The sequence below is a fragment of the Sphingobacterium sp. Ag1 genome, assembly GCF_000988325.1.
Lineage (GTDB): Bacteria > Bacteroidota > Bacteroidia > Sphingobacteriales > Sphingobacteriaceae > Sphingobacterium.
Genome location: NZ_LBGU01000038.1, coordinates 163,061 through 186,550, shown reverse-complemented (window position 1 = coordinate 186,550; position 23,490 = coordinate 163,061). Strand labels below are relative to the sequence as shown.

17 protein-coding genes are annotated in these 23,490 nt (G+C 39.1%); 9 read left to right on the top strand and 8 right to left on the bottom strand.

What is annotated here, in order from left to right:
* Window positions 1–425: 425 nt before the first annotated feature.
* The 5 genes from AAW12_RS12765 to AAW12_RS12745 all read right to left on the bottom strand — a co-directional run bounded on the left by AAW12_RS12765 (window position 426) and on the right by AAW12_RS12745 (window position 9,558).
* Window positions 426–1,436 carry a hypothetical protein gene (locus AAW12_RS12765; RefSeq protein WP_156167636.1) on the bottom strand — a complete coding sequence of 337 codons (1,011 nt, stop codon included), beginning with the start codon at window positions 1,434–1,436 and terminating at the stop codon, window positions 426–428.
* Between the two features lie 117 nt (window positions 1,437–1,553).
* Entirely contained in the window at window positions 1,554–3,014 is a 1,461-nt protein-coding gene (locus tag AAW12_RS12760) for a SusD/RagB family nutrient-binding outer membrane lipoprotein (protein WP_046674014.1), read from the bottom strand.
* Window positions 3,015–3,027: 13 nt separating this feature from the next.
* Window positions 3,028–6,258: a SusC/RagA family TonB-linked outer membrane protein gene (locus AAW12_RS12755; protein ID WP_046674013.1), complete on the bottom strand. Its 3,231-nt coding sequence runs from the start codon at window positions 6,256–6,258 to the stop codon at window positions 3,028–3,030.
* A 648-nt stretch (window positions 6,259–6,906) separates the two neighbouring features.
* The gene (gene serS / locus AAW12_RS12750) at window positions 6,907–8,178 is read right to left on the bottom strand and encodes a serine--tRNA ligase (protein WP_046674012.1); all 1,272 of its coding nucleotides are present in this window, start codon (window positions 8,176–8,178) and stop codon (window positions 6,907–6,909) included.
* 306 nt (window positions 8,179–8,484) lie between these two features.
* A complete protein-coding gene (locus tag AAW12_RS12745; protein ID WP_046674011.1) occupies window positions 8,485–9,558 on the bottom strand; it encodes a class I fructose-bisphosphate aldolase in 1,074 nt (357 codons plus the stop codon).
* Window positions 9,559–9,669: 111 nt separating this feature from the next.
* Here AAW12_RS12745 and rsmI point away from each other — a divergent pair, with 111 nt between their 5' ends.
* The 4 genes from rsmI to AAW12_RS12725 all read left to right on the top strand — a co-directional run bounded on the left by rsmI (window position 9,670) and on the right by AAW12_RS12725 (window position 14,129).
* Window positions 9,670–10,335 carry a 16S rRNA (cytidine(1402)-2'-O)-methyltransferase gene (gene rsmI / locus AAW12_RS12740; protein WP_083663502.1) on the top strand — a complete coding sequence of 222 codons (666 nt, stop codon included), beginning with the start codon at window positions 9,670–9,672 and terminating at the stop codon, window positions 10,333–10,335.
* A 36-nt stretch (window positions 10,336–10,371) separates the two neighbouring features.
* Window positions 10,372–11,133, top strand: a complete 762-nt coding sequence (locus AAW12_RS12735; protein ID WP_046674009.1) for a PH domain-containing protein — start codon at window positions 10,372–10,374, stop codon at window positions 11,131–11,133.
* A 23-nt stretch (window positions 11,134–11,156) separates the two neighbouring features.
* Window positions 11,157–12,782 (top strand): apolipoprotein N-acyltransferase, encoded by a 1,626-nt coding sequence (gene lnt, locus AAW12_RS12730; RefSeq protein WP_046674008.1) that lies wholly within the window; start codon window positions 11,157–11,159, stop codon window positions 12,780–12,782.
* A gap of 210 nt (window positions 12,783–12,992) precedes the next feature.
* On the top strand, window positions 12,993–14,129 hold the full coding sequence (locus tag AAW12_RS12725; protein WP_046674007.1) for a cysteine desulfurase family protein: 1,137 nt from the start codon (window positions 12,993–12,995) through the stop codon (window positions 14,127–14,129).
* 578 nt (window positions 14,130–14,707) lie between these two features.
* Here AAW12_RS12725 and AAW12_RS12720 read toward each other — a convergent pair.
* Window positions 14,708–15,127: a copper resistance protein NlpE gene (locus AAW12_RS12720; RefSeq protein WP_046674006.1), complete on the bottom strand. Its 420-nt coding sequence runs from the start codon at window positions 15,125–15,127 to the stop codon at window positions 14,708–14,710.
* Window positions 15,128–15,211: 84 nt separating this feature from the next.
* A complete protein-coding gene (locus AAW12_RS12715; protein ID WP_046674005.1) occupies window positions 15,212–15,544 on the bottom strand; it encodes a tetratricopeptide repeat protein in 333 nt (110 codons plus the stop codon).
* Window positions 15,545–15,945: 401 nt separating this feature from the next.
* Here AAW12_RS12715 and AAW12_RS12710 point away from each other — a divergent pair, with 401 nt between their 5' ends.
* The 5 genes from AAW12_RS12710 to AAW12_RS12690 all read left to right on the top strand — a co-directional run bounded on the left by AAW12_RS12710 (window position 15,946) and on the right by AAW12_RS12690 (window position 21,201).
* Window positions 15,946–16,683 (top strand): electron transfer flavoprotein subunit beta/FixA family protein, encoded by a 738-nt coding sequence (locus tag AAW12_RS12710; RefSeq protein WP_046674004.1) that lies wholly within the window; start codon window positions 15,946–15,948, stop codon window positions 16,681–16,683.
* 20 nt (window positions 16,684–16,703) lie between these two features.
* The gene (locus AAW12_RS12705) at window positions 16,704–17,678 is read left to right on the top strand and encodes an electron transfer flavoprotein subunit alpha/FixB family protein (RefSeq protein ID WP_046674003.1); all 975 of its coding nucleotides are present in this window, start codon (window positions 16,704–16,706) and stop codon (window positions 17,676–17,678) included.
* A 115-nt stretch (window positions 17,679–17,793) separates the two neighbouring features.
* Window positions 17,794–18,420 carry a bifunctional nuclease domain-containing protein gene (locus AAW12_RS12700; protein ID WP_046674002.1) on the top strand — a complete coding sequence of 209 codons (627 nt, stop codon included), beginning with the start codon at window positions 17,794–17,796 and terminating at the stop codon, window positions 18,418–18,420.
* 45 nt (window positions 18,421–18,465) lie between these two features.
* Window positions 18,466–19,836 carry a nucleoside permease gene (locus tag AAW12_RS12695; protein ID WP_046674001.1) on the top strand — a complete coding sequence of 457 codons (1,371 nt, stop codon included), beginning with the start codon at window positions 18,466–18,468 and terminating at the stop codon, window positions 19,834–19,836.
* A 39-nt stretch (window positions 19,837–19,875) separates the two neighbouring features.
* Window positions 19,876–21,201 carry a mechanosensitive ion channel family protein gene (locus AAW12_RS12690; RefSeq protein WP_156167635.1) on the top strand — a complete coding sequence of 442 codons (1,326 nt, stop codon included), beginning with the start codon at window positions 19,876–19,878 and terminating at the stop codon, window positions 21,199–21,201.
* Between the two features lie 405 nt (window positions 21,202–21,606).
* Here AAW12_RS12690 and AAW12_RS12685 read toward each other — a convergent pair whose 3' ends face one another.
* The gene (locus AAW12_RS12685; protein WP_046673999.1) at window positions 21,607–23,166 is read right to left on the bottom strand and encodes a calcineurin-like phosphoesterase C-terminal domain-containing protein; all 1,560 of its coding nucleotides are present in this window, start codon (window positions 23,164–23,166) and stop codon (window positions 21,607–21,609) included.
* Between the last annotated feature and the right edge of the window lie 324 nt (window positions 23,167–23,490).

Genomic DNA, 23,490 nt, shown 5'->3' with positions numbered 1-23,490 from the left:
CATATAATCAAATCTGACAAATTTTCTTAGATCTGTTACACACGAAAATAATGTATTCTATATCATTAAACACTTGATAATGATTCAAAATTTTTTATGAATACACTCTCATTTCTTTCCTAACTCGCAAAAAAGATCAAACATTAATGCAGAACAGAAGTTGAAGCAGTAAAAGATTTTATCCCCCTTAATCAAAGGGAAATTAGAGCATAATTTTCGGTTATTTACAGTCCTATTTTAGCACGGACAATGTATATCGTTCTTTATACATTGTGAATACTATAACTATACTGCATCTATACTATAACTGTGCTTCTTTGACAGATCAAACCTGCTCATAAAACATAATTGTATTTAGCAGCCTACTTACCGCTTAGAGAAGCAAAAAATTTTTTAGAAGACGGATTGCATCTTGTACCGATGTATTACAATCGTATCGGGATGGTATAACTTATTGCAACAGGCTCTCCTTGAAGTCTCCCCGGCTTCCAAGGACCAACACGTTGAATAGCAGTTGTTATTTCTCTTTTAACCCCACTAGGAATATCACTGTCATATTTAAAATCACTTAGCCTCCCATCCTTGTTGACTATAAATCGTACATTAATTATGGAAGACTTCAATTGAGCAATTAAATGGTCTGGTAGGTCTATCTGCCGAGAAATAGCTTTCATAAATTGGTCCATTTTAAGCGAAGGAATAGGAGCTGACTCCCTTGTATCCGCGTCGTAGGAAATCAATTCGCCATTGGCACGAAACCTTTTTCCGTTTTGAAGAACGCCAGCTAAATAGTGCTCCTCATAACGGCTTTCCATATTCCAGCCCGTCCATTTCCCTTCTCTTTCATTATCTTTTAACTCACCTTCAATATAATCACCATTGTCATAATCGAAGCGAATAAATCCATTCCCCCGCTTCAAAAGATAATTCCCCAAAGAATCCAAGTACAATAGGTAATATGGTTTGGTTATAGGGCTACCAGTAAATGGATTTTGTCCTGATTCCACTTGTGTAATTAACATTTTCAGTTTGCCCGTGGGATAGTAATAATAAGATGAATCAATGGCTGAACCATTGATATCGAATTTCTCCAAGCTTTTTAACTGTCCATTCGGATGGTAGGTAGTCGATTCGCCAACATACTTCCAGCCAAAGACCCCAGCTGTGCTATCACGGCTATAAGCGAAAGATTTCATGGAATCAGTTGCTGTATAATAGCTAACTATATTAAAAAATCTATTCGGTTCATCTCCTACAGGAACAATACATTCATAAGAGTGAGACGCTAGTTTTGTCCCTACTGAATTTCCTGATTTATCAAAGTAATTCACTATCGTATCGCCAATAAACACTTTCCCCCTTGCTTTAGAAGAAAAAGCTTCCGTATTCGCTCCTATAAAAACAAGCACCATTAAAACTAAAATCGATCTTTTCATAAAATATACCAGCGTTAATAAGGACGAAAATACAGCTTTTTTCATAATATAATACCAAAATAAAAGCGGCAACTTCTTTCGAAATTGCCGCTCCTATAAACATATAAATCTAAGAGATTACTTAACGTCCCACCACACCGGTGTATAGATTACCACGTTACCTGGATAATTTACATTCGAGGTCGCTTCACTGTTGGCGTAAGGCATACGCAATGGCATTCTTCCTGCACCTAAAGTTGATGCGATAGAAGTCGTAAAGAAAGTTGGATAACCTGTTCTTCTCCACTCAGTCCATGATTCAAAACCTTGAAAACCACACATCGCATAATATTTCTGTGTAATGATAGCTTTGACTTTTGCTTCAACATCACCTGCGAATTTCGCATCTGGTGCTTCCGCTATGTATTTAGCCGCATCATTAGCATTACCCGTAGCTGTAAAACTTGTTATAATACCAGATTCAAACAATGCTTTCGCATCACCTGTTCCCCAACCTTTCACTGCAGCCTCAGCTTGCAAGAATTTGCTTTCTGCAGCTGAAAATAATTTCACAGGCGCGGTTGCTGATGTAGGATCAACAGCACGACCACCAACAAGAGGTGAAGGAGAAGAAACTAATTTTGCTGAATTTGCATTAAAATCACCTTGAAGGATAAATGCAATTGTATCTTGTCCGCTCACTTTATTGAAGAAAGAAAATCTTCTTGGATCACTGTTCTTTACGAATGCTTGAACCACAGTTCCGCTCGCCACAACATTTTGTGTTTTACCTAAACCTACCATCTCATTGTAGAATGGGTTCTCGTTACCACCTGTCGTTGTGTAAGTTATTGAAGCGTCTTGATCCAAAAATTTAGCATTTTTTGCGTAAAGTGCTTTAATACCTGCTGCAGCTTTATTCGCATCCACATTTGAAATGCGCAAATACGCTCTCAATTTCAATGTATTTGCAAAAGCTTTCCATTTATCTAGGTCGCCGTTGAAAATCATATCCTGGGTCGAAACAGGAACAGCTTGTGGCGTTGCCAATAAAGCCAAGCCTTTATCAATATAATTGAATACTGAATCGTATACAACAGCTTGAGCTTCGTATTTAGGATTAAGATTTCCGTTCGCTTTTAACGCCTCTGACAATGGAATATCTCCAAAAGCATCTGTTGCTACTTGAAATGTATAAGCCTTTAATAAGTAAGCAATACCTTTATAATTATCGTTCGCCGCTACATTTGAATTAATGATCAATTCCGCATTGTTCAATGCGCTACGGTACAAAATCAACCACGATCTATCCATGGCTGTATTCAATACTTGATATCTGTCGATAGAACGATATTGAGAAGATGTAGGATTTTGCGTCCAATATTGTCCCCAGATATTACCATATACCTGAAAACCGTTCCCTACAACTTGGCTGATCGCAGCTTCTACTGTAGGTAGTAATAAACTAGGAGTAGCTGTTTCTGGATTGTTTGGGTTTTCATTCACATCCAAAAATTTATTACAGCTAGTCAACCCTAGTGTGCCAACTAAAGCTAAAACTAAAAGCTTCTTAGCATTTTTAAAATTTATAGTTTTCATACTTTACTTGCTCTTAAAATGAAACTTTAACATTGATACCATAATTTCGTAATGAAGGTTGAGCTGTAAAGTCAAAACCTTGTGCATTACCAGCACCAGATGAATTCACCTCTGGATCAGCGTATTTATTTTCGCTTGGCGTCCAAATAAACAGATTATTTCCAAACACTCCGATAGAAGCCGCTCCAAATGGTGTGTTTTTCAACATGTTTTTTGAGAATTTATACGTGAATGTAAGGTTACGCAATTTGATATATGTCGCATCAACAACATTTACCCCCGCTTCCATATTTGGATAATAATCGATCTTATCATAAGTCGCAGATGTATTAACGACTGAATTTCCTGAAGCGTCCAAATAAACAGAATTTGGGAAAATCTGACCTATACGATCGCCACCTGACTCAGCTGAGGTACCAACAAATCCCATGATGTCTTTTGTTCTAGAGTAGAACACACCACCTTGTTTCGTATCAAATAACGCGCTCATTGACCAGTTTTTATAGCTCAAACTTGTACCCAATGAAGCTTGGAAATCTGGATTATACGTACCTAAATATTCTGGTTTAGAAGAAGCAATGGGTAAGCCTGTTTTTTGATCAACAATAGTACGGCCTTGTGCATCTGTCGCATTTGTAACACCATAAAACTCTCCATAAGGGCGTCCTACGGCAGCTACGATACTCATTCCCGAGAAGCCTCCAACTGATACTTGTTGTACTCCATCCATCAATTCAACAACTTTACTGTTGTTCTTAGTGAATGTTCCAAACAATTCCCATGTCAAGTTTTCTGTTTTCACAGGAGTTCCTCTTAATGTTAATTCCACACCATTATTTTGGACCTTACCTGCATTTACCAAACTAAGCCCGTAACCCGTAGAAAGTGGAATAGGAATGCTTAATATTTGATTTTTCGAATTATTCTTGTAGTAAGTAAAATCAGCAGATAAACGATTATTGAAGAAGCCCAATTCAGTTCCAACCTCAAACGAAGTTGTGATCTCAGGCTTTAAGTTCAAATTTCCGATAGTATTACCCGACATTAATGCGGATACGTTTCCGAAAGGGAAAGTAGTAGAACCGAACCCTCCAGCAATTGTACTTCTAGAAAAAGTTGAAATCAATTGATAAGGATCTGTATCAGAACCTACTTGCGCCCAGTTAGCGCGGATTTTTGCATAACTGAACTTACTCTTCAATTCAGGAGAGAATAATTCTGATGCAACAAATGATCCACTAACACTTGGATAAAAGAATGAATTATTTTTCTTAGGTAATGTCGATGACCAATCGTTACGTGCTGTAGCTTGTAAATATGCTATGTTTTTATAAGAAACATTTAAATCACCATAAACACCAACCAAACGACGGTTTGTCCAAGTATCTTCAATCAGGTCCAAGGGACCGTTAGAATTCGCAAGATTATACCATCCTGGTACAACAAGCCCACCGCTTGAATTTGTCGCTGTGCTATTCGAAGTCGTTTTGCGTTGACGAATGTTATTTCCAACCATGAATGACGCTTCCCAATCTTCATTGAAGGTATGCTTAGCTGTCGCCATGAAATCGTGTACAATTTCATTCACGTTAAATTGGTCGATACGGTATTGTCCTGGATCAGTCTGAATATTACCATCAGAATAATTACCAGTGGTATTATCTATTGGCAAGTAGCTGTATTTGGGAGATTCCGAACGTCTGCGGTCACTGTAGTTATCCAATCCAATGCGTTCTTGGAAAGTCAACCATTCTGTAGGCTTATAATTCACATTGAAGTTCCCCATAATACGGTTCACATCATTGAAATTATTATAGTTAGCCAATACCCAATATGGATTCATGGTATAAGCTCCGTAATAACCATAAACATCATTATGAGCTACACCATTTTCATCTATATAACCATATCCGTTATAAGGATTGGACAAGTCTTTTAAACCGACTACATCGATATCTCTCGGCGTTTGTAATAAGTTGTTATAAACAGAGCCGCCCCCTTGTCCACCACCAACATTATTACTGTTGATTCGACTATAATTTACAGCAATACCAGCACTAAATTTATTTGAGAACTCTGTTGTTCCATTAAATCTAACACCGTATTTGTTGTAGTTATCTTTTTTACCAGGATAAACACCATTGGAATTCAACGCGTTCAATCCTAAATAAAAAGTGGATTTATCCGAACCACCGGAAAAGCTAAGATTGTTGTCAGAAGCAATACCAAGGTCAAAGAAATCACGTACGTTGTCTTTCACAGCAGAATATGCTTTTTTCTGACGAACGCCATTTACTGCTTGTCCCCATTCTTGTACCTCTCCAGTGAATGGTGCTCCCCAAGACCAGTTTTCTTTCGGATCGTTTGTATAAATCAAATCACCTGCTTTATTGTAGCCAGATGCACCTTGCCCATATTGATTTTGAAATTCTGGCAATTTCAAAATTGATGACAATGTGTTCGTCGAGCTAAATGTGATTTCATTTTTTGCTCCTTTTTTACCACTCTTCGTTGTAATGATTAATGCACCATTGGATGCTCTTGACCCATACAATGCAGCAGCAGCAGGTCCTTTCAGAACGGTTACAGAAGCGATATCATCTGGATTAATATCATTACCACGGTTACCAAAATCTACACTTGATAAATCACTGGCTCCCCCCATTTTACTTGTGTTATCAATCGGAGTACCATCAACAACGATCAACGCTTGATTATTACCTGAAATAGATGAACCACCACGCAATACGACACGAGATGAACTACCTGGAGAATTAGATGTAGAGGTAATGTTTACCCCCGCTACTTTACCAGCTAAAGAGTTGATCGCGCTCGAATTACGGCCTTCTGTCAATTCATCGCTCTTAATTGTAGGCGCAGAATATCCCAAAGAACGTTTTTCTCTCTTAATTGCATTTGCTGTAACAACAACTTCTTCCAAAGCATTGTCATGATTTACTAAAGAGACATTGAATACAGAACTGTTGTTGTTAACAATAATAGTTTTATCATCAAAACCAACGGAACGGAATACGACAACCTTACCTGCCGGCACATTCAATGAATAATTACCATCAGTATCAGTCTGCGTTGCCTGATTAGTACCTTGTACAACTACTGTCACCCCTGGTATTGCTTTACCGTCAGCAGATGTAACACGACCACTAATCTTTTTTTCTTGAGCGAATGCAACCGAAGTCAGAATCATACCGCCAACAAGAAAACTTAGTAATGTTTGTTTCATGTTTTAGTTAGTTAATTTTATTATTTTTCTAATCCTATATATTGATATAAATTATATCCGTTATCATAACCGTCTAAACATAAATTGCTTAGACAATAAACAGCAAAAAAGCATAACATGCTATTGCAGTTCATTTAGAAACAGTTGAAAATATTATTGGAAAAGCGGGCCCTAGGTAGATATAGGGTCAGTCCTTAGATAAATATCCAGCTGTAAAATTTGCTCTTTTCAGCATTTACAGTAAATAATAGTTAGTGCGATTTTTATTAGCGGTGTCAAATATAGAAAGCCAAAGTTGCTTTTACAAGTTTTTTAACATAATCTATCGATAGCAGGAAATACCGCAATAATAAGTTCACAATTTTACAAATTGTTACAAAAGAAGCATTATAGAATAAAAAGTCATCAAACAATTTCCATACAGAATTTTATACGGAATGAACCATAATTAACAAAACATTAACAATGTTATAAGAAAACGTTAACATGCTATTCTATTATTTTTTCATAGGAAAATTATAGTCAATTTATAATCATTCTAAACATCTAAAAATCGAGTTATAACAAAAAAAGACGCTCTACCTTCTCAGGCTGAGCGTCTTTCATGATGATATTAAATAAGTCTAAAGATGACTTATTTATTGAAACTTAATCGATATACTCAAATTTTGTGTACGGTACCAAAACCGCGGGAACCTTAATTCCTTTTTCTGTTTGGTTATTCTCCAATATCGCTGCGACGATACGCGGTAAAGCCAATGCAGAACCGTTCAACGTATGTGCCAGTTGCATCTTGCCGTCAGCATTCTTAAAACGTACTTTCAAACGATTCGCCTGATAAGTTTCAAAATTGGAAACAGAAGATACCTCCAACCAACGTTTCTGAGCAGAGCTATATACTTCCATATCATAGGTCAATGCAGAAGTGAAACTCATATCTCCACCACAAAGGCGCAATACACGATAAGGCAGCTCCAATTTCTGCAACAGCCCTTGTACATATAAACTCATTTCTTCCAGCACATCATAGGACTTTTCAGGATGTACAATCTGCACCGTCTCTACTTTGTCAAATTGATGTAGTCTATTTAATCCGCGTACATGTGCCCCATAAGAGCCTGCTTCACGACGGAAACATGGTGTATAAGCGCAATGTTTGATTGGAAACTGCGCTTCTTTCACAATCTCGTCTCTATAAATATTGGTGACCGGAACTTCAGCTGTAGGAATCAAATACAGGTTGTCGTTACCCACATAGTACATTTGTCCTTCTTTATCCGGTAATTGTCCCGTAGCAAATGCAGAATCTTCATTGACCAAAATGGGCACCTGTACTTCTTCGTATCCTTCTTCTGCAGCCTGATCCAAAAAGAAATTGATCAAGGCGCGTTGCAATTTAGCTCCTTTACCTTTATAGATAGGAAAACCTGCACCAGCAACCTTTACGCCAAGCTCTAAATCAACAATATCATATTTGTTCAACAATTCCCAATGCGGCAATGCGTCGTCCGACAAAGCCGGGATTTCGCCATGGCTCAAAACAACTTCGTTGTCCTCAGCACTTACACCCGCTGGAACCGATTGATGCGGTAAATTAGGTAATTGTACGATTTTATCGTTCAGTTCTGCCTCAATTGTACCCAATTGATCCAAAAGTTGCTTCACTTGCTCTTTATATCCCGAGGATTTGGATTTAACGGTTTCAGCTTCTTCTTTTTTACCTTGGCGCATCAGATCTCCAATCTGTTTTGCTGCCGCATTAGCCTCTGCCGAAAGTGCGTCCGATTCCGACTGGATCTTACGGCGATCTTCATCTAAACTGATGATTTCGTCGACCAATCCAATTTCCTTGAAATGCTTGACAGCCAATCTTTCGATTACCGTATCCCTGTTCTCACGGATATAATTCAATTGCAACATAATAATGTGTTATTTAAAATAGTGAACAAACTTAGATAAATTTGCCTTTATTTACAAGCTATTTTATTCCTATACCACTATCCAAAAGGCTTTTTGACTGCTTTACGACGCGCTATTTCCATCGCACCCGGTTAACATTCATCAATCCATTGAAGGTCTGTCTTCAATGGAATAGATCTTTACAAACCCTTATCCATAGAAAGAGCGTATCGATTAAATGCATAATCGATACGCTCTACAATTTGATTTATACTTGCAAACCCTATGCTGAGACTCAACCTGATGAACTCAGGAGTCGCGCATTTGCTAAGCTATGCTTACTTCGTCGCATAAATAAACATCCTGAATAGCATGTAATAATGCAACACCTTCATTCATTGGTTTTTGAAAAGCCTTACGGCCGGAGATCAAACCTGTTCCACCTGCCCGCTTGTTGATAACCGCTGTTTTTACAGCTTCTTGTATGTCATTCTGCCCCGAAGCCCCGCCAGAATTGATCAAGCCTGCCCTACCGGCAAAGCAATTGAGTACCTGGTAGCGGCACAGATCAATAGGATGATCGGAAGAAAGCTCGGTATACATGCGTTCATCCAGCTTTCCATAACTACTTTTACCCATATTCAGTGCTTTAAAGCCGCCATTCAATTCGGGTAGTTTTTGTTTAATAATATCCGCTTTGATCGTTACGCCCAAATGATTGGCCTGCCCTGTCAGATCCGCTGCTAAATGATAGTCTTTATCACCCTCTTTAAAAGCAGAGTTGCGCAGGTAACACCACAATACTGTTGCCATCCCTAAAGAATGCGCTTCTTCAAATGCTTTTGCCACCTCTATAATCTGACGGTCGGATTCCTCAGACCCAAAGTAAATCGTTGCTCCTACCGCAAGAGCCCCCATGTTCCAAGCTTCGCGAATTGTTCCGTACAAGATTTGATCGGCTCGATTAGGATAGGTCAATAGTTCATTATGATTTATTTTTACCAAAAACGGAATCTTATGTGCATACTTTCGGGCAACAGCGCCCAAAACACCAAAAGTAGAAGCCACAGCATTACAATTTCCCTCCAGAGCCAGTTTGACAATATTTTCTGGATCAAAATACTGTGGATTTGGCGCAAAAGAAGCTCCTGCACTGTGTTCGATTCCCTGATCAACAGGCAATATCGAAAGATACCCGGTATTGGCTAATCGACCCGTTCCAAAAAGCTGCCCTAGACTCCGTAAAACCTGAGGACTACGGTCACTCGAACTGTATACTTGGTCAATAAATGCGGCTTGTGGAAGATGAAGCATTGTTTTGGAAACTGCGGGTTGATCAAATTCTAACAAATAACTCGCTTCAGCACCTAGATGTGCCTGTATTTTTTCAATGTATTGCATAATTTATTTAAAATAAAGTGATGGAGTTTACCATAATCTTTAAAATAAAACTCCAAAAAGCACAGAATGTTTTAGCGCATATTATATAGTAAAAAAAACTTAACTTTGACCATGTTATATTTAGTTCCAACACCTATTGGCAATCTGGAGGACATGACGTTCCGTGCGATCAATGTCCTGAAAGAAGTGGACCTCATCTTGGCAGAGGACACAAGGACCAGCGCTCCGCTTTTGAAGCATTTTGGAATCGACAAAAAAGTATTTGCGCATCATCAGCACAATGAACATAAAGCGGTATCAGAAATCATTAAATTCTTGAAAGAAGGGCAAAACATTGCATTGATTTCGGACGCAGGGACACCGGCGATCTCAGATCCGGGTTTTTTATTGGTACGTGAGGCGATCAAAGAAGGACTCGAAGTGCAGTGCTTACCAGGCGCAACAGCATTCGTACCCGCGCTTGTCAATTCGGGGCTTCCCAACGACCGTTTTTGCTTTGAAGGCTTTCTACCCGTAAAAAAAGGGAGACAAACACGCTTAAAAGCTTTGGCAGAAGAAAAAAGAACGATGATCTTCTACGAGTCGCCACATCGTATTCTCAAAACCATCGAAGAATTTATCACCGTTTTTGGAGCTGAAAGACAAGCTTCGATATCGCGAGAACTAAGCAAACTTTATGAAGAAAATGTTCGCGGGACATTAACTGATTTAAAATTACACTTTGAAAACAATCCGATTAAAGGAGAATTTGTATTTTGTGTAGCGGGATTGGAATAAATTTTGACAATCTTTAGGTATTAAAAAGTATTTGACATGAACATGGAACAATTTGCACAGGACGGGCAGGACATAAAAATCATTGAAAAATTGGTGACTAAAGTCCAGGATATGCTTACTCCAGGAGAAAAAATAGATTATATTGCAGTTCAAAAGAAACCTGCTGTAACCATTTTACCGGATAGTATCACGATTAGTAATAAACGCATTTTTATGTGCGAATTTACCAAACTGGGCTTGGCGACTGATTTTGAAATCTTTGGCTGGCAAGACATCAAGGATATTGCTTTTAAGGAAGAAATATTTGGTTCAAAAGTGACTGTTATCCCTTTTACAGGAGAAAATCTGAGCATAGATTATATCCCAAAAGTTCAGGCGCGAAAGCTTTATCAATATATTAAAGCTGCACTTGAAAATTATAAAAAAGCCGAACTGGCCGCCGAAAAAGAAAAAATAGTCATTGCTCCTACAGTTGCAAAGGAAGTGATCATTGAGCGACAAGAAAGTAATACAGCGGTTCAGCCAGCAGTTACAGCGCCTGCTCCGTCGGCACCACAGTCTTACGTATCGGGCCAGCCAACTCCACCGGCGCCAATTCAGACACAGCAACCGACCGGATCAACCCCTGCTGTTCCTCCAGTTCCGGCAGTCCCTATCGTCCCACCTGCTCCCGCCAAAGAAGAGGAAGATGATGAAATTACCTTAAAGCTCAAAAAATTAAAAACACTCTTCGACAAACAATTGATTACCCAAGAGGAATACGAGAGTAAAAAGAGAGAAGTTTTATCCAGTTTATAATCATAAATGGGAGAAAATATATAGTGAAAAACAACTATTTACTGGCACTTTTAAGTGCCTTTTTATTGTGGTTGGGCTGGCCTCCAATCCCTTATTCCAGTCCGTTGTTATTTATTGGGTTTGTACCACTATTAATTGCAGTGGAAAACATTATCCGCAGTGAAACACGCCAAAGAAAAGGTCTTAAAGTATTTCTTACAGCAGGACTCACGGCAGTTATTTGGAATACGGCCTCTATTTATTGGGTATACAACTCCATTTCGGCAGTTATGCCGCCTTTTGCAGCCGTTATCATCAGTCTGATCCCTTTTTGCCTTGGCGCCGCTTTAATGGCGCTGGCGCTCAGGCTATATATGCAATTACGACGTAAAACGAACATCCTGTTATCCCTTTTCGGATTAATGGGATTCTGGATAAGCTATGAATTTCTACACGAATCCTGGGATTTAGCCTTTCCCTGGATGACTTTGGGCAATGGTTTCGCCAGTTTTCATCAATTGATTCAATGGTATGATATCACAGGGGTTTATGGCGGAACAATATGGGTCTGGCTGGTCAATATCTTAGTATTTACACTTTACCTCAATCGAAAAGGACTTTATCCGATCAAACGTAAAATTGTCTCGATTGCTTCTTTGGCTGCAGTATTGTTAGTTCCCAGCACCTACTCGCTGGTACGCTACTTCAACTATGAAGAACACCAGAATCCGGCACAGATTGTTGTTGTACAGCCTAATATTGACCCTTACCTTAAATTCCATATTAGTCCTGAAGAACAATTAAACACCTTATTCTCCTTATCAAATTCGGTCGCCAAACCCAATACAGAGTTTTTTATCTGGCCTGAAACTGCGCTTTCACAGAACGGCGATTTTGATGAGGAAAACTTTAGGGAAACTTATTCTTACCAGCGCATTTTAAAATTTTTAGATCAATATAAAAATGGCAATGTACTTTCAGGTATTGAAAGTTATCAGCTGTACAACTATGCAAAAACACCTACTGCGCGTGAAATAGCTCCTAATGTATACCAAGATAATTTCAATGCTGCAACATTGATCGATTATTCCTCCAAACTACAGTTTTACCATAAGTCCAAACTCGTTCCGGGCGTAGAGCAAATGCCTTTTGGGGCAGCGATGAACTTCCTTAAACCTTTATTTAAAGCATTCGGCGGTACGACAGGTGGCTACGGAAAACAGGCTGAACCTTCGGTATTCTATGCCCAGAGCGGTATTGGTGCCGCACCCGTTATCTGTTACGAATCCATCTGGGGAAATTATGTTTCCAAGTACGTCAAGAAAGGCGCTCAGTTTATAGCGATCATCACCAACGATGGCTGGTGGGGCAATACTTCGGGTAAAGACCAGCATTTACAGTATGCCAAACTGCGCGCGATTGAAAACAGGCGCTGGGTTGCCCGATCAGCAAATACAGGGATTTCAGGCTTTATCAATCAACGTGGTGATATTGTACAACAGACCAAATGGTGGCAGCCTGCAGCCCTAAATCAGGAAATTAATTTAAATGAAGAAATTACGTTCTACACGAAAGCGGGTGATATCGCTGCCCACTTGGGTTTGGCGCTCGCACTAGGAGGAATGATGATACTCATCTTCGTCAGACCAAAAAAGAACTTATCTAAATAGAAACGTGGCGCCAAACTGAAATAATAGATTGGCGCTATTTTTTTCATCATAACTGAAAAATACGCATCTTATTCCTTTCCAGGCAAAAAGAGCCTAATTCTGATGAGCCCCCGCTATGCCAGCACTATCACCTATAATTAGGAAAATAAAATGATAAAAATAAGTCATTTAATACCTTCAATTTACTTGAGAGATTTGTAATTTTGCAGCATGCAAGTATATTTTGATAATGCAGCGACTACAGCCTTAGATCCTGAAGTAATAAAAGTAATGGTCGATGTGATGGACAATAACTTTGGAAATCCATCTTCTATCCATAGTCACGGACGACAAGTAAAAACAATTGTAGAAAAAGCACGTAAAACGATTGCCAATCTACTTCATGTATCTCCGGCAGAGATATTCTTCACATCGGGTGGAACCGAGGCGGACAATATGGCCATCGTTCGGTCAATCGCCGACTTTGGGATAACCCATGCCATCACCTCACCGATAGAGCACCATGCTGTATTACATACGTTAGAGGAGCTTGAAAAAGCCGGTAAGGTGCACCTCGACTTATTGGAAGTTGACGAAAAAGGTAATTTAAATCTCAACCAGCTGGAAGAACTTTTAAGTACCAATCCGCGTACCTTCGTTTCCATTATGCATGCCAATAATGAGATCGGAAATCTCAACGATATTCAACGTATCTCCGAGTTATGCCAAAAGTATAATGCGATATTCCATTCGGACACTGTACAGACCATGGGGCATTATCCACATGATCTTGGTAGCCTCAAAATAGATTTTATAACAGGGGCTGCCCATAAATTCCATGGCCCGAAAGGAGTTGGTTTTCTTTACATCAATGCGAATAACAAGATTAAACCGTTAATCTATGGTGGAGCACAAGAGCGCAACATGCGTGGTGGAACAGAAAATGTCTATGGAATAGCGGGTCTTGCCAAAGCTTTAGAACTTGCCTATGAGCACATGGAAGAACACCACGCTTATATTCAAGGACTCAAATCTTATATGATCGACGAGTTGCAAAAAGCAATTCCTGAGATTGATTTTAACGGTGTTATTGAACCTGATAAATCACTGTATACCGTACTAAATGTTTCTTTCCCTTGTAGTGACCTTGCCGACATGCTTTTATTCAACCTGGATATTGCGGGTATATCCTGCTCTGGTGGCAGTGCATGCAGTTCAGGAACAGATATAGGCTCGCATGTATTGGGTGCAATCAAATCAAGCTCGGAACGACCTTCAGTTCGTTTTTCATTCTGCAAGCATAACACCAAAGAAGAAGTTGACTTCGTCGTAGCAACGTTAAAAGAACTTTGCACTAAAAACAACTAATATTTTGATAGTTGACAACAGACAACGAATAAAATCGCTCAATGTAGAGCTAATTAAAAATTCAAGCAAAAATTCTTAATTAGCTCTACATTGAGTTAGATAAGTTTAATCTTGCTCCAGCGCGCTATTAGAGCAGCAAGCTGGAGTAAGAGGACTTCCTCATCCAACAGCAAGTTACACTGCATATTTGTATCCGCTAAACCGTTCTGGATACGTCCTCCCCCATTTTCGACAACTACCCTAATTACCTGAACTTATCCATCATACCAACTGATGTCTAATAACAATTTTCAATCAGTTTTTAGACAGTGATCAGTCACTCATTATTCAGTTCATACTGAGCAAGCACTGTATGAGCACTGAACAAGCACTGAACAATCACTGAACAAGCACTGTTAAAAGAGCCTATTTGATCCTAACTTGATGCGATTAAAAATTAAAGAGAAGAAGGGAAGAAAACTTTCTGTATAATCCCAATTAAAGATTGTAATACTGGAAAAAGTGAATAATTTCAAAAAAATAAAAAAGCCGAAAATAGATTCGGCTTTTTTATTCTTCATACATCTTTTATGCTAGATTCAATTTTTTGTCAAGACATAATATCTGGAAATATCTCCCGTAATGTCATTTCCGGAAAGATCCAATTGACTCAGTATTCGATTTCCTAATTTAAACTTATAGTCGACGCCGTCCAGTGTAATGATGTTGCCATCCAATTTCCATTTTCCTTCACGCATAAACACATCATCACTTTTATTAAGGTATTTAGATGAATATTGGTAGGTGTTGTCCGCATGCAATGAAATAAGTGTTTCTATACCATCACAATCCGCACAAGGCATCACACCTTTGTATTCACCAATCACTACTTCCGCCTTATCCCTACCTTTTAGGTCCTGTAAATTATCTTTATAGACCGCAACACTTTGTTTGGGATTATCACATCCCACCATTCCAATTGTCAATAACAAACCCACAATCCAAATATACCTTTTCATCTCATTCCAAATTCAAAAAAATCAGCATCTAACAGTTACACCAATAAATTCATAACAAATTAAATACCAAAAATTTAGAAAAGATTAAAAATCATCTTCATCATCGTCTGTCAAGAATGACAGTGCACCTTGTAACTCGCCCAAAGCATGGAAATTACGCGTCTTGCGAGCGATCTCAATCCCGGATCTATAGGTATTAATCGCGGACTCCTGTCTATTCAGTTTTTCGTACAATTTACCCAAATGATAATACGTTCCTACATAATCTGGATTCGTATGTACTAAATTCTCAAATCTTACCATGGCCTCTTGTTCATCTTCCTGCTTGAGATATTCAGCTGCAATCGCGTATTTTAAAAATGGATCTTCGGGGCTCTCTTTCAAAAATTCATTCAGTTGATCCAATCGTGTCGACATATCTTTTTTATTTCAAACTTAGACAAATTGCATATTATATGCAATTTAATTGTATATCCATTAAAACAATTCCCCGCTTCTCCATATCACACGAAAGGTTTTTGTAAACAGGAACCCCGAATGAGGTGCGATGTTATATAAAATTACTATGCTAGCATATAAAATGACAATTTACTGACGTAATAAATCTATTGTCAAGAACCGGCTATTTAAAATAAAAAATTACAAAAAAGACAACAAAACACCTCAATATTATATCACATCAAAAAAAATACAAGAAAACAACTGGTAAAATTGCAAATTCATCAAAATCGCAAGACTACTTTTTAACAGCATTTAAAACGCCTTAGCACTTTTTAATTGAAAGAAAATATGGTAAGTTTGAGTAAAACCAATCGTATATGAAAATATTAGTTTGTATAAGTAATGTCCCTGACACTACATCCAAAATCACTTTTACAAATGACAACACTGCATTTAATACAGCTGGTGTACAATTCATTATAAACCCTTATGATGAAATTGCTTTATCCAAAGCAGTTGAGTTGGCCGAAGGTGGAAAAGGAACCGTAACTGTCATCAATGTGGGCGATGCATCTACTGATGCAACCATTCGAAAAGCATTGGCAATTGGTGCAGACAATGCTGTACGGATTAACGCCGTTCCGCGCGATGCTTGGTTTGTTGCGAATCAGATAGCACAATATGCCAAAGACAATGCATTTGATTTGATCTTAACCGGCCGCGAATCAATCGACTATAACGGTGCTCAAGTGGGAGCAATCGTAGGTGAACTGCTGCATATCCCTTCTGTTTCCATTGCCAAAAAAGTTGACATTGCGGGCGACGCAGTCACAGTTGAGCGCGAGATTGAAGGAGGAAAAGAAGTATTGACAGCAAAGCTACCCATCGTCATTGGCACTGCCGAAGGTGTTGCCGACCCCAAAATACCGAATATGCGTGGTATTATGAGCGCACGGACCAAACCATTGGATGTGCTGGAACCTTCCGCAATAGACGTTCTTGAACACATTGTCAGCTATGAGACGCCTGCTCCACGGGGTACGGTCAAACTTGTTGACGCTTCCGAGGTAGAAAAATTAGTCTCCCTTCTTCATGATGAAGCTAAAGTTATTTAATCTTTAAACGCTAAAACACTATGTCTATACTCGTATATGTAGAAAATACCGATGGAAAATTCAAAAAATCTGCTTTTGAAGTTGTTTCTTATGCAAAATCCATCGCCGATAACATACAGACTGATCTTGTGGCTATTTCAATCGGAAATGTCGCTGAAGACGAACTTGCTGGTTTGGGCAAGTACGGTGCTTCCAAAGTATTAAATGTCAATAATGAACAACTTGCTTCTTTTATAAACCAAGCGTATGCAAGCATCATTGCTGAAGCCGTAAAAAGTACCGGTTCAAAAATACTTGTGCTGTCCAACTCATTCTCAGGTAAGGGACTCGCTCCCCGTATTGCAGCCAAATTGGAGGCTGGTCTGGCCGATGGCGCACTCGAATTGCCCACAATCAATGGCGACAAACTGACTGTCAAAAAAACAGCGTTCTCCAATAAAGCGTTCGCTACGCTCGAACTAACCTCGGATATAAAAGTCATCGCACTTAGTCCAAATGCATATGAAACAAAAGAGACCGGTGGTAGCGCAAATGTCGAAACTTTTGCTCCGAATATTGACCAAACAGATTTTACAACTATGGTCAAAGAGATTGTTCGTGCAACAGACAAAATATCCCTACCGGAAGCTGAAATCGTCGTCTCTGCCGGCCGTGGTCTAAAAGGACCTGAAAACTGGGGGATAATTGAAGAACTCGCCGATGTGCTTGGCGCAGCTACAGCCTGTTCAAAACCAGTATCCGATGCTGGCTGGCGCCCGCATTCGGAACACGTAGGCCAAACAGGTATTGTAGTGAGTCCCAATCTCTATATCGCAATTGGTATCTCCGGAGCGATCCAGCATTTGGCGGGGGTAAGCTCTTCTAAAACAATCGTTGTCATCAACAAAGATCCAGAAGCGCCCTTTTTCAAGGTGGCCGACTATGGAATTGTAGGCGATGCCTTCGACGTCGTTCCGAAATTAACGCACGCATTGAAGGCTTACAAAGGTATTTAAAGCTTTCATCCGATATATTCTCCCCATTTATCCAAAATGAATGGGGAGTTTTTAGTTGTTATAATTGCATATAAAAGCAAATTTATCTAAGTTTGTAGACCGCTTTGGAATTAAAATGAAGAAAATCAGATTAGATATCGTTGGTTTATCCTATAGTCAAACACAGTCTGGGGCTTACGCCCTTGTATTGGGAGAAGTGGAGGGCAACAGAAGATTGCCCATCATTATCGGCAGCCACGAGGCTCAGGCTATTGCTATTCGGATAGAGAAAATGATTCCTAGTCGTCCGCTCACACACGACCTATTTCAATCTTTTGCAGATTCTTTTGGTATTAAACTCATTGAAGTACTGATCTATAATTTGATTGAAGGTATATTTTATGCTAAAATTATCTGTTCTGACGGCAATAAGATTGTAGAGATTGATGCCCGCACATCCGATGCCGTTGCACTGGCTGTACGGTTTGAAGCTCCGATCTATGCCTATGAATTTATTATGTCCTCTGCTGGAATCATCATTGAAGGACATGAGTTTGCATTTTTGGAAAACCTGGACAAATCCAACAAAGTTCAGGATCCAAGTGTTGTTGAGGTCGAAGAAAAAACTCCTTCAAAATCCCCACAAAACCCTTTCTCCTCGTTGACAGATGAGCAACTGGAGCAAGCACTTAATCAGGCTTTGACCGAAGAAAACTACGAGCAGGCTGCCTTGATTAGGGATGAGATTTCCAAAAGAAAATAACTCCTTTCATTAAAGCGAAATAAAAATTTTAAATAACATCGATTTATGTCTATTAAATTAAGATTGACCATTATGAGCTTCTTTCAGTTCTTTGTCTGGGGAGCATGGTTGATTACAATAGCAAACTATTGGTTTGGCACAAAACAATGGGATGGTACACAATTTGGAGCTATTTTCGCAACCATGGGGATCGCTTCTTTATTTATGCCTACTCTGATGGGAATTATCGCCGATCGTTGGATAAATGCCGAAAGATTATATTTTATCCTTCACTTATGTTATGCGGGTGTTTTATTCTATTTACCGCAGGTAAATGATCCAAACACTTTTTTTTATGCAATGCTAGCGGCGATGTGTTTTTATATGCCCACTTTGGCCCTATCCAACTCCATTGCGTATACGGCATTGAATGAAAATAACTACGATTTGGTCAAGGCATTCCCCCCTATCCGGGTATTCGGAACGATAGGCTTTATCGTCGCCATGTGGATCACCAATTTAACCGGCAACAAGGCTACAGCTTATCAATTTTATATCGCCGGAACCGCAGCGCTGGCTTTAAGTCTCTATGCTTTTACGCTACCTAAATGTCCGCCAAAAAAGTTACAACAGGAAGACGCTTCCTGGACACAACTATTAGGCTTAGAGGCATTTAAACTTTTCGGAAATTATAAAATGGCTTTATTTTTTATTTTTTCCATGTTCTTGGGGGCCGCACTCCAATTGACCAATGCCTACGGTGATGTATTCTTGGATGAATTTAAATTCTATCCTAAATTTGCAGAATCTTTCGTTGTGAAATATTCGACCATCATTATGTCGATTTCCCAGATATCCGAGACACTATTTATTTTGGCTATTCCATTTTTTCTTAAAAGATTCGGTATAAAAAAGGTCATGCTGATTTCGATGTTAGCCTGGGTATTACGTTTTGGATTATTCTCCTTTGGTGACCCTGCTGGCGGGCTTTGGATGATTGTATTATCATGCATCGTTTATGGTATGGCATTTGATTTTTTTAATATTTCAGGTTCATTATTTGTCGAAACCTCGACAACATCAAGCATACGCAGCTCGGCACAAGGTTTGTTTATGATGATGACAAATGGTTTTGGTGCCGTTGTAGGCAGTTTTGCATCGGGTTGGATCATTGACCACTACTTTACCAAAAGTTTTCAAAACAGCAAAGATCTCGCACAATATTTAGATACAACAATCGACAACACCCACTTCCTACATTTTCTGCAGGAAAAGAGTATCTCAATCTTACCTGACGGCATGTTAAGTGGTAACCTCATGCTAAAAGACTGGCATGACATCTGGCTAGCTTTTGCCATCTACACCTTGGTTATAGCAGTCCTTTTTGCAGTCTTCTTTAGACATAAACACGAGCGTGAACCGCTCAATTCAAAATAACAAAAAGCCGCTAATTGCGGCTTTTTGTATATTTGTAACATGCAAAGCACAGCAACGGAATTATTCAAAGATTCTCAATCCCACATCTATAATTGGACATTTCAATGGATTAAACAACTTGGCCTTGATAATCAGGGCAGTCATTTTGTTAACTCGATCCTTTTACTCCTACTGGTTGTCTTGTTTTTGATCATCATTGACTATTTCACCAAAAGAACATTACTCCTGTTAACAATCAAAGCCATTAGACGCAGCACAAATCGCTTTGATGATCTATTGATCCGCAATAAAACACTGAAACTTGTTGCTCATTTTGTCCCGATCTTAGTGGCACAATATATCATGCCCATTATCTTCATGGGGTTTCCAACCTGGAAAGAAAATAGCAATAAAGTACTTGACATCGCGACGACTGCCGTCAGTTTGCTGATTATTCATTCGCTTCTGAAGAGTTTACGGGATATGCTGCGCATGAAAAAATCTTTTGCCGACAAACCCCTGGAGAGTTATTTACAGGTCTGTCAAATCATCCTATTATTTATCGGTGGGACGATCTGTTTCTCCATACTGACAGGAAAATCTCCCTGGTCCTTCTTATTATCCTTAGGTGCTGCGTCAGCGATATTGATGTTGGTATTCAAAGACACTATACTGGGATTTGTTGCTAGTATACAAGTTTCGGCCAACGACTCCATCCGTGTCGGAGATTGGATAGAGATGCCCAAATATGGCGCCGATGGAACGGTCAAAGAGATTAACCTCAATAATGTAAAAGTACAGAACTTTGATAAGACCATTACGACGATACCGACACATACGCTATTGTCGGATTCGTTCAAAAATTACAGGGGCATGCAGCAGTCGGGCGGTAGGCGCTTAAAGCGGGCCATAAATATCAAAATTTCCACGATTCGATTTTTAGAAAATGAAGAAATTGAAAAACTCAAAAATATACAGATCCTGCGGCCTTATATCGAAGAGCGCGCCAAGACAATTGACCAATTCAACACCGAACAACAGATAGATCAGTCAAGCCCCATAAACGGCCGCAAAATGACCAATTTAGGGATGTTCAGAGCTTATACGCTCACCTATTTGCGTCAAAACCCCAATATCCACAAGACCATGCCCCTGATGGTGCGTCAGCTTGCTTCAACCGAACACGGTGTTCCAGTCGAACTTTATTTCTTTGTAAACGATATCCGCTGGGAATATTACGAAGGAATTGTTTCAGATGTATTCGACCACCTATTTGCCGCCACAAAATACTTCGACCTGGAGATCTTTGAAAATCCGGCATCGGATGATTTCCGTCATGTTATGCGGCAACAAAGCCTACATGACTTCGCAGACCGACAACGATAAAAGCGAACGGAATGTTCTTTCTGGCCAATAACATCAGACACTTTCAGAAGAAATACCACGGCCCAACTAAGTGTTCATCTACTAACTAAAGTTCATATACCAAACGAATTGCCCTACAAAACCTTGTCTGTACAAATCGAATGAACTGTAAGAACAGGCCACCCAAAAGCATTTAAATACTGGCGCCGTAATTTAGTCTGAACGTTCCAAAAACAGTGAAAGGTAATCTGGGGAGATTACCTTCACTTTAAAAACAAACTAAATTTTCAGACGTGTTTCACAACAGATCTACACATTAACCCTAACTCTTTATGAATCAAAAATTACTCTACACAAATATAGGATGGTTATGTTAAGTGCATCTTAAGCTATCTTTAAACTTAAAACAACTCTACAAATGGTTATTTATCTCACCTCAATAGTCTTCGTTGCCAGGTGTACTCTATTGAAAAGATCAACCGCCTGAACCTCAATCTGATATTTACCAGCTTTAAGTTTTGGCAAATTAGCCATCCACAAGTGGCTGGATTTTTCAGGGTTTGAAGGTCTACGCGTATTCTTTAATTCAGTTGCTGTATCGTACTTAGCCAGAGAATTTAGAAATGCTGGATCGTTTTCATTGACAAAATCCATTTCCTTCCATTCGCCCTGATTAATTCTATACGTTACCTTGTCACCTTCCTTTCCAATGAAAAAATTAGCGTATATCGGATATCTCTTTGTGTATTTTTCTGGGACTACCGTAGCGCCATATAAATCGATCTGATACGTTGCTGGCTTACCGACAACCTTATAATCAAAACTGTATTGGTTGCCCTCTATTTTTAAAATGGCATACCCTTTTGGTGTACCATCGCGCATTGTAGAAACAGGAATTCCTTTGTCATTCAACTCCCCCGAATACCAGTCGCCAGAGGTTGTACCTACGTTATATTCGTGATGTGGCTTTTCTTGTTTCCATCCGTCTTTTTGTCCATAAAAATATTGACGCTGAAAGTGTGTATGTGCCGATAAAGACAAGCTGTGCTTAAAGGGAGCCAAAATATCGAACAGACGTTGTCTATCTTCGTTACGAAAGACATCCGAGTTTTGATGATATAAAGGAATGTGAAATGCCAACACAATCAATTTGTCTTTAGCAACGTTTCTTAAGTCATTTTCCACAAAATCAAGCTGATCTTTACGGAATCCGCCTAAATAACCTTTACCTGTCCGTGGATTCGGATAAATGATATTATCAAGAATGATAAAATGCGTATTTCCATAGTTGAACGCATAATTATTGGGGCCAAACGTCCGCTCGAACGATTCATCGGAGAGGCTATCCACTTTAGCATCATAGTTCATATCGTGGTTTCCCATGACATTATACCATGGCAGGCCCATCGTGGAAATCACCGATTTATACTTTGGCTGAAGTGAAAGATCGTCACCTACCAAGTCGCCCAAGCTTATTCCGAATTTCGCAATTGTCTTATCGGAAATTTCATTGATCACACCATTTTTGAAATAGGCCAGTTCTTCCTCCGTGTAAGCCTGTGGATCACCAAAAACAAAAGCTGAAAAATTAGGATCCTCATCTTGTTGATACAATGCAAAATTTACAGCAGCAGGGAGTTTTCCTGTAGCAGCAACAGCAGGGTATTTTGAAACTGGACTACCGTTCAGTTTATGGATGTAATAGAATTTTGGATGGTTATTTTCATCCAAAGGTAAGGTATAACCTGTTGGTTTGACTACGAAAATGATATTGTCATTTCCAACGGGTAATTGATAATCACCATCTTTATCCGTTGTTGTCACCTCCCGCCCGTTACTAACAGAAACAGACGCAATGCCTTTTTCATTTTTATCTAATTTTCCGTTTTTGTTTACGTCCAGATAAACTTTTCCTTTCGCAACATCTTGTGCCTGCACAGCGTTTACGCATGCCCAGGAAATTGCTAATGCCAAAAATGCTTTCATATGAAATTTGTTTTGGCGCTAAAGTATCCGATTCAGGTTAACGGAGTATAAAGAGAATATAAAGAATTTATCAAAAAAACAAAGGCAACAATTTAATATTTCCGTATTAATTAACCCATATTTAATATTATCGTTATAGGGACTTTATCCATGTTTTATTCGCATTCATCCGAATGAGGTCCCTGTCAGGTCCCTATTAGCTCCTATAAAATCCCTATTAGAAATAATATTGTTAGCTACTTAAATCCTTCTTCCACCCTTTGTTTTCAGACGGATATTTGGCACAAAAAAGGAGAAACCATTGCTTGATTTCTCTCTTTACCC